Consider the following 13,039-nt stretch of genomic DNA (forward strand, 5'->3'; position numbering starts at 1 on the left):
ACAAGCTGTCTAATTTCTTTTTTGTTATGTTTGTATTATTTCTCATTCTGACGATAGTCTTCTTTGCAAGTAGCCAATTCACAGAGGTTCTTTCGTATAACTTCACCAATGATCTAAGAGGAACAGTCCTGATGTTAGTTTGTATTATGATTTCGATTTCTTCCTTAGTTGCTGGAGTATCACTTAAGTATTTGATAAAAGAGGCAAATAATGAGATTGAATTACTTGAAGAAAGAATGAAGAGGGATAAATTTTAGATTATACTAAGGGATATCAAAGTGGACAATAACATCGTCTAACACCATTTTTACACTTCGGGCCATCGGTCCGCCAGATTGATTTCGATTTTAAGCTATCGAGGAACTATAGCGTGACGATGGATCCGATCCATCGCTTATTTTCGTTTCCGTGTACTCAATAAACAGGAGTAATGTAACTAATGCTAAAACAGCGGTTACAAATTTTGCCAGGCGACGGAATGGAGGACACTGAATCACAGGAAGAAAGTTTACGTAGAGAACATTCACTTAAGATTATGGGTCACTGCCCAGAATAGAAGAGCCAAAGCACTGACAATTGCACCTAACAAGCACACTCCATTCCAGCCTAAGTAAACATAGATACTGGTAGATGCGATTGACCCGGTGGCGCTACCAATGGAATAGAAAATCATGTAACCAGCAGTAAGCCTACTGCGAGCCTCACGGCGCAAAGTAAGGATCATGCTCTGGTTGGTGACATGTACGGCTTGTACTGCCAGGTCAAGAAGGACAATACCGACGATTAATGCGAGAAGTGAATGTTGAGTATAACTTATGGGCAACCATGATATAAGCAACAGAATCAATGCCACGCCTGTGGTCCTCTGCCCTAAACCTCGATCGGCAAGACGACCTGCTCGCGTCGCTGCTAACGCCCCAGCAACTCCAGCGAGACCAAACGCTCCAATCGCTGTATGTGAAAGTGAAAGCGGCGGTGCGCTGAGAGGCAGCACTAGGGGAGTCCATAATATACTGAAAGCGGTAAAAATCATCAGGCATAGTGCAGCACGGATTCGCAGGATTCGTTCTTGTGCGAACAGCGTGAGCAGCGAACGAAGCAGCTGTAGGTAGGATAATGATTCACTTTTGTGCTCATAATGCGGCAGTACCCTAAACAATACACATGCCACGATTAGCGTTAATACCGCAGAGACAAGGTAGACAGAACGCCAACCGGCTAAATCCGTTAAAACGCCAGCGAAAGTTCGCGCCAGTAGAATACCAATTACGATTCCGCTTGTCACAACACCCACGGCACGCCCGCGTTCGGCTGGGGCAGCCAAAGTTGCCGCGAACGCAACGAGCTTCTGTGTCACTACGGCAAGCAATCCAACCGCAGCAATACCTATGAATAACACCATGCTGGTGGGGGCGGTACCAACCACAATCAGTGCCAAGACGGATACTAGCATCTGTCCAGCGATCAGCCAACGTCGATTTAATAAATCGCCGAGGGGCACTAGCAATAGCAGTCCAAGTGCGTAACAAACTTGAGTGATTGTAATAACAATGCCGACGGATGAATGAGTAATACCGAACTCGTTTGAAATAGCATCCAGCAAGGGTTGCGCGTAATATATGTTGGCGACTGCCAGTCCGCAGGCGATTGCAAATAAGAGTGCAACATTGCGGGACATTAAAAATGCGGGCACTGATCCTGATGCTATAAGCGTCTCTTGAGCTGGTTGAACATGGTTGCCTGTATAATCCACAGTAATGACTTTCGGTTCTTTCACAAAGTTCCCCAAAGATAAAGCCTCCTTAAATATATTGTTATCAGATTTATAAAATAAATTACCGATCGGTATGGAATGTTTCCTGATAAATATAACTCTGAAAAAAGATAACTGTCAAGAGATAACTGTAGAGGACAGGCTGAAATGGATCGAGAACTCTTTTTCTCTGCTATTTAGATGAGATCTAAGAGCTGAAAAAGCTTAATTTAATTGACAGGATAATCTTCACAAAATACAATTATAATATACCGTTCGATATGAAAAGAGGGGGTTGCTATGGCTCGACCACGCGAATTTGATGAGGAAAAGGCATTGGATGCAGCTATGCAACTTTTTTGGGAAAAAGGGTTCGAAGCTACCTCTTTAAGCGACTTGACATCAAGAATGGGCATTCAGCGTCCAAGCATATACTCCACCTTTGGAGACAAAAAAGGATTATTTGAAGCTGCGTTGCGAAAATATACGAGTTCCCATGCTGCCTATGTTCGTGCCAATCTTCAAAACAATTCTTCTGTTAAAGAGGCATTCCGTGCCTTTTTTGAAAATATGGTGGCGAAAGAATATGAAAAAAGTCCGAACTGGGGGTGCTTTTGCATCAATTCGATGGTGGAACTGGCTCCTCATGATGAGAAATTTGAAATCCTAACAAGAGAACATCAGATGTATCTCTCAGTAATATTCCAAGAAACGATTGAACGAGGTTTGCGCTCAGGTGAGCTTGATACCTGTATTAACGCAAAGAGTTTAGCGCAGACACTTGTCATATCGTTAATAGGGCTTACTGTTTTCATGAAATCTCGTCCTGAAAGAGTAGTTGTTGATAATTTTGTAAAAGAAATACTTACTTTGATGAAGTAGAATCAAAAAATAGGATAGTGCCATCATGATATCAACAGAAGGAGTGCACGAATTTTTTTTATTTTATCAATCCCTGCCGCGGGGCGGCCGTTATTGCGCTAACGGGAGCTGATAGTTCAATCATGAGACGACGGCAGCTGGCCCAAAGATCGGCTGTCGTTTCCCGCTGAAGTGAACGGGCAGGATAGTTCAATCGTTTCTCGAATATTTTCTGAGTTGGATAATTTTATAATCTTGGTGAATTTAATGTTATCTGAAAGATGCACAAATCATATAAGTGAGGGTGATTCGTTTGAAGCAAGGAATCATTGTTTTGATGAACGGAACTTCAAGTTCAGGGAAGACAAGTATTGCTATGGAACTGATGAATCAGAAAGAGATTCTTTTCCATCATTTATCAGTAGATGATTTTATCAAGGATTTTTTTAAAAATAATTTTTCAGATATTGAACCTACAAGAGAAGTAGATGACCGAGTTGTAGCACAAATAACTTTTGATCCCTTAAACTCACTGTACTATTCGAAAATTAAATTGTTTTCAGAAATGGGTTTGAATGTAATAGTTGATACCGTTATTCAAAATGACAAGTGGTTTAATGAGTGTCTTGATGTATTTTCTGATCAGCCTACATTATTTATAGGTGTAATATGCTCGAAAGAAGAACTCATAAGGAGAGAGCAAACAAGAGGAGATAGACAAATTGGACTAGCAGCTTCACAGTTCAACAAAGTATATTGCATTGATGAATATGACCTCGAAGTAAATACGGAAGAGATGAATCCAATAGAATGTGCCGAAAAGATATTAAGTTTCATTAAGTCCAATAAGGAATACTCGGTATTTAAGAAATTACGTAAAAGAAATGTTAGTGTTTCCTAGATGGTATATCCATCAGATAACACCATATTCAAGCATTGGGGCTATCGCCCCTCGAGCAGATCGAGGGATCTCGGAATTAAGCTATCTTGAAAATAACGCATACCGCGTATCCCGAAAAAAGACAATACGAAACTAGGCGCAGCTTGTACAGTTTTAAAAAAAGCTGCGTCTTCTTTGTTTAGTAGGGAAGATCAGGAAGCTTCGGATGTGGCCAATGTTACGGTAAAGCCAAGGTTTTCGAGCTTTCGGACGGTCTGTCTAACAGTTTTCTGGAATATTATGGGTGTCCGAAAACAGGTAAAACAACCACTCTATCGAATACATTTAGCTATCATTGCGCTAATGTTGCAAACTTTTATGATCTTGCAACCGATGATCACAAAGTCATTCATGGGGAGTTGACACGAGCCAGTGCACGATTTGTTGAAACATACCGAACATAGGCCATACCCTCTGTCTCAAGGTCCTTGGATCATGACCCAGACATGGGAGAGGTTGCTTTTCGCTCATTGGCCGGTACCGCCGGACATCATGAAGGTGCATCTGCCGAAGCATCTACCGCTCGACACGTATGACGGCTATGCGTGGATCGGGATCGTACCATTCCACATGTGCGGTATACGTCCAAGATGGCTACCAGCAGTTCCTTATTTGTCCGCATTTCCAGAAATTAATGTGCGTACTTACGTAGTGAGGGATGAGAAGCCGGGAGTATACTTCTTCAGCTTGGATGTTACGAATCCGATGGCAGTGGCATTAGCCAGAGGAGTGTTTCATTTGCCCTATTATCGGGCAAGGATGGGGATGGAGAGATCGGGAGTTGGCTGGAGTTATAGAAGTGAGCGAACTAGCCGCTTTGCACCGCAGGCAGTATTCACGGGCTCCTACGCGCCGATATCGAACGTTTATCGGGCTTCTCCCGGCTCCATCGATGAATGGCTGACAGAAAGGTATTGTTTATATACAACCCATGGCGGAATTCTGTACCGCGGTGAAATTCATCATTTGCCTTGGCCTCTTCAACGAGCGGAGGCGGAATTAGAAACAAATGAAATGCATCCGGATTTCAAACGTTATGTTACGACTTCAACCGCTCCGATTCTGCATTACGCCAAGACTCTCAAAACCTTAATCTGGCCTTTAGTCAAAGTCACTTAAGAAAGCTCCTATTGATGTGTATTCAAACGAGGAGCATGTCTGCACGTCTGGCGTTGATTAGCAACCGAATTTAAATGGTTGTACTCGAATTCGAAGCTCTAGCACGGGCTTCTGCCACGGGGGCTACCTCCTTAAAAGGAGCGACATTCCGTGGTGCACCGAGGTCCTTGGGGTCAGACTAACGGATGGGTTCGCGACACTCTTAGTTTATCGACCTCCCTCGCCAATTTTCATTATCTGTGGTGCCCGACAGGGCATGGGGGGCTAACGGATACGATAGCGTTGAAAACTGATCATGGGGCCGCCGTGGATGATATTCGGGCGGCCCTTTAAGCTATCGGGCAGATTACTCTAATACCTAGCAAATGCTATTCTTTAGAAAGTGGTGATCGAAAAGCAGAGGTCCACTAATTTCACTTAAAAGTCTGTAATCCATCTTATCCCAGCCTGAGCTAAGTTTCATATCTGCAGAAAATACTGGACTTATCGTTCCAGAAAAGTATATACTGTACCTACGGAAACGGAGGGAGAACCATGGGACGCTACAAAGAGTTTGATAAAGAAGCGGTGCTTCATAAAGCGATGCTCGTTTTTTGGAAGAAGGGGTACGAAGCGGCAAGCATTCCCGATTTGCTGGAAGCTATGGATCTTAGCAGATCAAGTCTGTACGAAACGTTCGGGGACAAACAAACGCTTTATATCGAGGCGATCAACTGGTACAAGAAGTGGAAGCAAGCCAAACGGGACATCCTCGTCAATGCGACATCCGCAAAATCGGGAATCCGGCAGTACTTCGAGATACACATCGATTCCGCCGTGGACGGCGAGTCGCCGAAGGGCTGTCTCATTACTAATGCAGCAGTCGGCATGGATTCGCCAGATGAGCAACTGAATGCGTTGATCAGGGAGCGGTTTGACGAGTTGGAGAAATCCTTCTACGAGCTGCTGCGCAAAGGGCAGGAGACGGGAGAAATCATGCCTGAGAAAGATATCAAGACTTTATCTTATCTGCTCTCAAACCTGAATCATAGTATAAATATCGTTGCGAAGGTGCAGGGTGACCGCAGCAAGATGCAGCAGATGATAGACATGGTACTGGAAATGCTATAAAACATTTTTTTTTGCACATTCCGGAACGACTGTTCCAGATAAATTTCTGGTGAGCAAAGGGGACTTTCTATGCATTCAGCTTCCATTCCAACGGTAAAATCGGTTTCGCCATCGCTGATTTTTATCCTGGCAGCCGCTTGCGGTATCATAGCGGCAAATCTTTATTATGCTCAACCATTGATAGGCTCGATCGGTTCGACCATCGGGCTCTCCTCAGGGGCTGCCGCACTCATCGTTACGTTGACTCAAGCCGGCTACGGGATCGGCTTGTTATTTATCGTACCGTTGGGAGACATCCTGGAAAATCGTAAGTTGATCCTTTCATCATTGCTCCTTACAGCCGCCGTTTTGACAATTGCCGCTGTAATCAAAAGCGCCATCCTGTTCCTCACCGCTTCACTCATGATCGGAGTAGGTTCCGTAGCAGCACAAATCCTTGTGCCGTATGCGGCTCATCTTTCGCCTGAAGCCGTGCGCGGTCGCAATGTTGGCAACGTCATGAGCGGGCTACTTCTGGGGATTATGCTCGCGCGTCCCATTTCAAGCTTGGTGGCGGAGTATATGGGCTGGCGCGCCATATATTTCATCTCCGCAGCATTGATTTTCGCGCTGGCTCTTGTATTGGCAAAGGCACTCCCCTCAAGGAAGCCTTCGACCGCTACAGCTTACCCGGCGCTGCTGCACTCCATGCTGCATCTGCTGAAGGCGACACCGGCATTGCGCCGGAGGGCAATTTATCATGCTTGTGTATTCGGAACGTTCAGTTTGTTTTGGACTACAGTTCCGTTGGTATTGACAAGTCCGCCGTTCCATTTCACTCAGAAGGAGGTCGCTCTGTTCGCATTAGTCGGGGTAATGGGGGCAATTGTGGCGCCAGTGGCGGGCCGTATGGCAGACCGTGGATGGGTTCGCCCGGCTACAGGATGGGCATTGGCCATCGTCATCTTTTCCGGGCTGCTTCCCTTGCTGGTTCCATCAAGTTCTGCACTCGCAGTTCCCATCCTCGTAGTTGCGGCGATTTTACTTGACATGGGGGTTTCCGCCAACATGGTTCTCGGGCAGCGGGTGATTTTCTCTTTAGGAGCGGAATTTCGCAGTAGGCTTAACGGTTTGTATATGGCCATTTTCTTTTTAGGGGGCGCTATCGGCTCAGCGGCAGGGGGATGGGCTTACGCAACGGGGGGCTGGGAGGCGGCACTGCTGATCGGAATCGCCTTACCGGCCATCGCCATGGCGTATTATGCGACGGAGTTTTCGAGATTATGGAAGGAAAATCTCATTGATTGAGGAGCACAGTTGAGTAATCCACACGTTCTAAGCTAACGGGAACGATAGCGCATTATGACACCAAAGGCATGGCTGCCGCGATGATCGGCGGCCTTGTTGCGCTAACGGGCAGGATAATTTAACCATTAAACGAATACCTTTCTTATAATTATAGGGAGAGTGAAGAGGTTGGAAACATGTTTTTTGTTAACCGGGAAACCTAGAGTAGGAAAATCAACAGCGATAAAGCGAATTATTCAACAAATTGGTCCTGAATATTTTGGAGGTTTTTACACTGAAGAAATACGCAACTCTACAAATCGTACTGGATTTAATTGCATCACACTTAACGGTGAGACTGTATGTGTGGCAAGTGTAGATAGCGAAAGTTCGTTAAGAGTAGGGAGATACGGGGTTGACGTAGATGCTTTTGAAAACATTGCTTTAAAGGCAGTGAACCTATCATTAAATACAAAGAAGATTACAGTTATTGATGAAATCGGCTTCATGCAAATGTTATCCGCTCCATTTGTAACAATGATCCAAGAAGTGATACCGAGCTCTAAACAAATTATTTTAGGGACAATTTGTGTGGACAGCCATCCGAGCATTGATAAGATAAAGAAACTATCTGGGATAAGACTTTATGGTCTGAGTGAAGAGAATCGTGAGTTTATACCAGAACAAGTAACAAACGATATTCATAAATTCTTGTAAGAGGATGGGGGGGACAAGGAGCTGGCTCCTAAACGCAATGGCATGGATCGGCAGCTTTGTTGCGATAACGGGCAGATTTGTGCAGTGAAAGTACATTTAGGGAGGACCAGTTTGTGGTAAAATCTCCATATTATTGTTGCAACGGAGATGCACTGTAAATGCCCATTGTCTGCCTTGAAGGTACCAGCGCAGTCGGGAAGTCTGCAACTTGTAAAGCCTTCGCAGAGATATACATACATATATTGTGGAAGAAACTCATTTCCTGTTTGGTCCAACCAATTTAAAAGGTATTGAACTTGTCGAATGGCATCTTGAGTGCCAAATCAAAAGATGGCAACTCGCGTTTGAGAAGAGCAAAGAACATGAATTTGTTTTGTCGGATGGGGATGTTTTTAAGCTTTGGTATGATTTTGGAATTATGGGTTTGACGAAAAAATGTTTGAGTATGAATCAGACTATTTCCGACGAAAGATTATCTCAAACGAAATATCTTCCACATTACCGCATTTTGTGGGACCACATATTCAATCAACTGACAGCGGAAGCGAAATAAGACGAACGCCAACTGAAACGTCCGCAATGGACAAGCACAAGCCCTGCAAGCGCGGAATGCCGCCTGGCAGGGCTTGTTCGTTGTACCGGGTATCAGGCTTTCAACGTAATCGACTTCGGGCCAGCCGTGGTTCGCGCCGATATGATCCGTTCTGACGGCGCCGAAGTTGTTCAGGTCGGTCTTGCCGTTCGGCATCGGCTTATGCAGCTTCATGACGTCCCATACTCCGGCGCGCCAATAGCGGGCCAGCAGAGCGAATTTGCCCGGATCGTATCCGGGCGGCTCTCCTCCTCATTCATACGCATCAATTGCCTAGCAAGCCAAGCTTAACGGAAGACGCCCCCCGCTGAACATGCAATCTCTTAACCGGTTTGCAATTTCTTGCGCATGGACGAGGCTCATGAAGAAAAATATATAAAATTTGATGGATTCCTGCATGTATCTATTCAAACGGGGATGATACCATGAAAAATAAGACAAGAGAATACTAAAGCGGCAAAGCCGGGAGCAGATCAAATCCGGTGCGCCCGGCGGTATTCGGAAGGGGTGATACCCATCTTTTGCGAGAACACTCTGCTGAAATAAAAGCCGTTCCTGTAACCGCACGCGGTTGCGATTTTGTCGATCGTCCACACGGTTTCCTGCAACAGCGTCCGGGCCCGGTCAAGCCGAAGCTCGCTTAAATACTCGCTCGGATTGACGCCAAACTTGCTGCGGAAACGGCGGCTGAACTGCACGGTGCTAAGTCCCATCGCGAATGAGAGCTGACTGAGGCTGATAAATTCGAAAGCGCTTTCTTTGATGTGAGCTTCCGCTTCTTCCATCAGCGGGTCGTCGGGAATCACTCTCGTTTCATGGAGATGCGTCTCCCATTCCCAGTCGAATTGTTCCCATAGATCCGCAAGCAGAAAGTTTCTGCGACCGACTCCGAGCGGGTCTTGGCGCCGGGAGAGCATGGCGAGATAGCCGTAAGTGGAAGCGAAACGCTGCTTGTCCCGGATCGGATGCTTGCCGACGGGGTTTGGAAACAGCCTATCTTCGGTGCGTATTTCCTCCGCGGCGGCGAACCAGGAAAAGTTCAGCACAAGAAAAGTGGCGGGGCGCAGCATTTCCCGCTTAAGAGCGATATCCGGCGGACAGAGCAGAAGGTCTCCTTTTTCCGCGACTCCTTTATGCTCGTCGATCTCGAAACGGAAACTGCCGCCATCCACGACGAACAGCATCCATTGCGGGCTGACGTCTTCGTCTATTTCGAACCGCGCCTTATGGTTCCATACTGTAATAAAATCGATGCGAGCCGCAAGTTCTCGGGGACGATATGTTTGCATGCACGATCACCGCCTGATTGTGAGTATGTATTTACGATAACGGAATACGCAACGAAACGAAAGTGACGATTTTTTCAAAACGACTCCGTTCAATGGGACGAGAAGGTCGGATTTCAGGATATGAGGAGAGATTGAAGTGAAGGGCAACAAGCAAACAGACAGGCAAAAAATAACTACGCAGCTGTTCGTGGCGGGAGGAGGGATGGCCGGTGTAGCTGCAGCGGTCGCTGCCGCCAGAAACGGAATTCGCACGGTTCTTTGTCAGGATCGCCCGGTGCTTGGAGGCAACGCCTCGTCGGAAGTGCGAATGAACGTGAGCGGTGCTTCCGTTCGGGGTGCCGCGCTTGAGACAGAGTCGCGGGAAAGCGGCATCGTCGAGGAAATTATGCTGGAATGCGCCGTGCGGAACCCGCAGCGTTGCGCCAATATGCTCGATTTGATTCTATACGAAACGTGTCGCGCTGAACCGAATTTGACGCTGATGCTCAATTCGTGCGTTGTCGGGGTCCGTATGGACGGCGACCGGATCGCGGCGGCCTACGTCAATCGGGAAAGCACGGAACATTACTTCGAGATCGAAGCGGAGCTGTTCGCCGATTGCACCGGGGACGGCCGGCTCGGAAGCGAAGCGGGAGCGCGGTACACGACCGGGCGGGAGTCGTCCGCGGAATACGGAGAATCGTTTGCAAGGGACGATCGGGACGCGTACCGGCTCGGATCATCCTTACTGTTCACCTCCCGGGACATGAGGCGCCCGATGCCGTTCGTCGCGCCGAAGTGGGCGCGGACTTTTTCCGAGGAAGATTTGCGGTTCCGCTCGCATCAAACATGGGAATACGGATATTGGTGGGTCGAATACGGCGGAATGCGGGATACGATCAAGGACAACGAGGAGATCCGCGACGAACTTTTGGCCATCATGCTCGGCGTATGGGACCACATCAAGAACAGCGGACATCATCAGGAATCGGCGAACTGGGCGTTGGACTGGTTCGGTTTCCTTCCCGGGAAGCGGGAATCGCGGCGGTTCGTCGGACAGCATGTACTGACCCAGCACGATTTGGAGCAGTCGGTGGATTTCGACGACACGATCGCTTTCGGAGGATGGTCGATGGACATCCATCATCCCGGCGGCATCGAGGCAGCGGACGAGAAGCCGAATTTTCATCCATACACGCCCTATATGTACGGCATTCCGCTTCGCTCGCTCGTCAGCGCCAATATCCTCAACCTATTGTTCGCAGGGCGCAACATATCGGCGACGCACGTCGCTTTCTCCAGTACGCGGGTCATGGCGACATGCGCCTTGATGGGGGAAGGGCTGGGCACATATGCCGCCTTCGCGGTTCGAAGCGACAAGCCGCACGAAGCCTGGCGCGACCCGGAGCTTGTCCGGGAAACGCAGCAGCAACTGTTGCGGCAAGGGGCTTTCTTGCCCGGCAAGCTGCTGGAGGACCGAAATCTTGCGGCAGAAGCGGCCATCACCGCCTCGTCGGAGCAAACGGGCGGCGCCGCGTCACAAGTTGCGGACGGACATACCCGCTCCGTGCATGGCAAGCGGGGCGTCAGACCGGACTTAGCCGTGCCCGGGACGCACCGCTGGATGTCTGACCCGGCGGATTCGGCGCCGTGGCTGGAGCTTCGCTGGGAACGCCCGGTTCAAATCTCGCGCATCACGGTCGTGCTGGACACCGGGCTCCATCGCCATCTCGCCTTGACGCACTCGGACGGGCATCATAGCCGAATGGCGTGGGGGCCGCAGCCGGAAACGTTGAAAGACTTCAATGTTCTAGCCGGCATCGGGGGCCGTTTCGAGGAGGTTGCCCGTGTGCGGGGCAACTACCGGCGGCAGTTGCAATTCGATGTGCAGCTTGGCGAAGTCGACTGTTTGAGATGGGAGGTGATCGCGACAAACGGGCTCGACCATGCGCGGATTGTGGAAATTCGCTGCGAGTAGCAGTACGCGCGTCCGCGGACATGATTGGCAACGGACGCGCAGAGACGGTAGTACGAGATCGAATGCTTGAACCATTCCATTGGGGGGATCGACATGAAACGAAACCATCGGTTAGGTAGCTTAGCGGCATTGCTGCTGCTTGCGACTGTCTTGGCCGCAGGATGCGGCAAGACGAAGGAACCGGACAGCCCGGCAGCGGACGGAGGAGATGCCGGGGGACCGCCGAAAGTGAGCGATGCGTCGGTAACGCTCAACGCCGCCGTAGACTCGGTTATTGTGGACAGAGCTCTGGAAGCTGCAATTCAGGACGGATTGAAGAAGAAACATCCGAACATCAAGCTGAACATCATTCAACCGGGCACGGGAACGACGCTGACCGATCAGATCGCTTCCGGCAACACGCCCGACATTGTCTTTACGTTCAACGGCCGCTTTGCGACGTATCAGGACAAAGGGATTTTATACGATATGACGCCGCTGCTGAAAACCTATCAATTCGATCTGAATCGTTTCGAGCCGCAGATGATTACGGACGCCAAGGTCAGTTCGACGAACGGCGAGCTGTACGGCATTCCGTTCAGTCGAAATTTCCATGCCTTCTACTACAACAAGGATATTTTCGACAAGTTTGGCGTGCCGTATCCGCAGGACGGGCTTACGTGGGACCAAGCGCTCGAACTTGCTAAAAAACTGACCCGTATGGAAGGCGGCACTCAGTACAGAGGCATTGACCCGGGAGCCGGCATCGCATGGATTTACCAGCCTCTAGGCATTCAGGCAGACGATGTCACGACGGGCAAAGCGTCCGTCAACAACGAACAGTGGAAGAAAGTGTTCGAGCTCGTCAAAGCGATGTACACGATTCCGGGCAACGAGCCGAACGGAACGCCTCTCGATAACTTCCTGAAACAAAAAAACTTGGCGATGATCGCGTACACCAACATGTTCTCGCAGCTGGAGGAGGCGACTAAGCAAGGCTTTAACTGGGATCTCGCCCAATATCCGAGCTACCCGGAGCGACCGAACACGTACGGCAACGCCAGCGTCAACATGATCGCGATTACGCAATCGAGCAAATACAAGGAGCAGGCGCTGCAGGTCATCGAGGTGGTCACCTCCGACGAAGTGCAGCTGGAGATCGCACGTCAAGGAATCATTTCGCCGTTGAAGAATACAGCGATCCAAGCCGAATTCGGTAAAAATCTGAACGTCCTGAAAGGAAAACGAATCGAGAGTATTTTCAAGAGCAAGCCGGTGGCGTACCCGAAAGCTTCTCCGTATCGGTCGAAGTCCGAAGGGATCGTCGCAAAATATTTCACCGAATACATGAATGGCACGATTGACGTCAACACCGCATTAAGCAAAGCGGAGGAAGAGATCAACAAAATGCTGCAAGCGGAAAGAGCGAAATAACTGCACGACGGCGGAACAAACG

The 13,039-nt window shown here is 48.7% G+C and carries 11 protein-coding genes; 8 read left to right on the plus strand and 3 right to left on the minus strand.

The window, feature by feature from the left end; translation table 11 throughout:
• Positions 1-523 precede the first annotated feature (523 nt).
• Positions 524-1,678 carry an MFS transporter gene (locus tag ACI5FR_RS02560; protein ID WP_405450677.1) on the minus strand — a complete coding sequence of 385 codons (1,155 nt, stop codon included), beginning with the start codon at positions 1,676-1,678 and terminating at the stop codon, positions 524-526.
• 375 nt (positions 1,679-2,053) lie between these two features.
• Between ACI5FR_RS02560 and ACI5FR_RS02565 the strand changes: the two genes are divergently transcribed.
• The 6 genes from ACI5FR_RS02565 to ACI5FR_RS02590 all read left to right on the plus strand — a co-directional run bounded on the left by ACI5FR_RS02565 (position 2,054) and on the right by ACI5FR_RS02590 (position 7,766).
• Positions 2,054-2,635 (plus strand): TetR/AcrR family transcriptional regulator, encoded by a 582-nt coding sequence (locus tag ACI5FR_RS02565; RefSeq protein WP_405449894.1) that lies wholly within the window; start codon positions 2,054-2,056, stop codon positions 2,633-2,635.
• A gap of 292 nt (positions 2,636-2,927) precedes the next feature.
• The gene (locus tag ACI5FR_RS02570) at positions 2,928-3,515 is read left to right on the plus strand and encodes a chloramphenicol phosphotransferase CPT family protein (protein WP_405449897.1); all 588 of its coding nucleotides are present in this window, start codon (positions 2,928-2,930) and stop codon (positions 3,513-3,515) included.
• A gap of 474 nt (positions 3,516-3,989) precedes the next feature.
• Positions 3,990-4,673, plus strand: coding sequence for a YqjF family protein (locus tag ACI5FR_RS02575; RefSeq protein ID WP_405449900.1), 684 nt, complete (start codon positions 3,990-3,992; stop codon positions 4,671-4,673).
• 534 nt (positions 4,674-5,207) lie between these two features.
• Positions 5,208-5,783 carry a TetR/AcrR family transcriptional regulator gene (locus ACI5FR_RS02580; protein WP_405449903.1) on the plus strand — a complete coding sequence of 192 codons (576 nt, stop codon included), beginning with the start codon at positions 5,208-5,210 and terminating at the stop codon, positions 5,781-5,783.
• A gap of 69 nt (positions 5,784-5,852) precedes the next feature.
• Positions 5,853-7,070 carry an MFS transporter gene (locus ACI5FR_RS02585; RefSeq protein ID WP_405449906.1) on the plus strand — a complete coding sequence of 406 codons (1,218 nt, stop codon included), beginning with the start codon at positions 5,853-5,855 and terminating at the stop codon, positions 7,068-7,070.
• A gap of 168 nt (positions 7,071-7,238) precedes the next feature.
• Complete coding sequence (locus ACI5FR_RS02590; protein WP_405449909.1) at positions 7,239-7,766, plus strand: nucleoside-triphosphatase; 528 nt, start codon at positions 7,239-7,241, stop codon at positions 7,764-7,766.
• 472 nt (positions 7,767-8,238) lie between these two features.
• On the opposite strand, the gene ACI5FR_RS02595 is transcribed toward ACI5FR_RS02590, so the two are convergent.
• A complete protein-coding gene (locus ACI5FR_RS02595; RefSeq protein WP_405449911.1) occupies positions 8,239-8,532 on the minus strand; it encodes a hypothetical protein in 294 nt (97 codons plus the stop codon).
• 299 nt (positions 8,533-8,831) lie between these two features.
• Positions 8,832-9,647, minus strand: a complete 816-nt coding sequence (locus tag ACI5FR_RS02600) for a helix-turn-helix domain-containing protein (RefSeq protein WP_405449912.1) — start codon at positions 9,645-9,647, stop codon at positions 8,832-8,834.
• A 136-nt stretch (positions 9,648-9,783) separates the two neighbouring features.
• On the opposite strand from ACI5FR_RS02600, the gene ACI5FR_RS02605 reads away from it, so the two are divergent.
• Both ACI5FR_RS02605 and ACI5FR_RS02610 read left to right on the plus strand, forming a co-directional pair.
• Positions 9,784-11,604: an FAD-dependent oxidoreductase gene (locus ACI5FR_RS02605; RefSeq protein WP_405449914.1), complete on the plus strand. Its 1,821-nt coding sequence runs from the start codon at positions 9,784-9,786 to the stop codon at positions 11,602-11,604.
• A 93-nt stretch (positions 11,605-11,697) separates the two neighbouring features.
• Positions 11,698-13,017: an ABC transporter substrate-binding protein gene (locus tag ACI5FR_RS02610; RefSeq protein WP_405449917.1), complete on the plus strand. Its 1,320-nt coding sequence runs from the start codon at positions 11,698-11,700 to the stop codon at positions 13,015-13,017.
• Positions 13,018-13,039 lie beyond the last annotated feature (22 nt).

This window comes from Paenibacillus sp. HJGM_3 (assembly GCF_045062745.1).
Classification (GTDB): Bacteria; Bacillota; Bacilli; order Paenibacillales; family NBRC-103111; genus Paenibacillus_AA.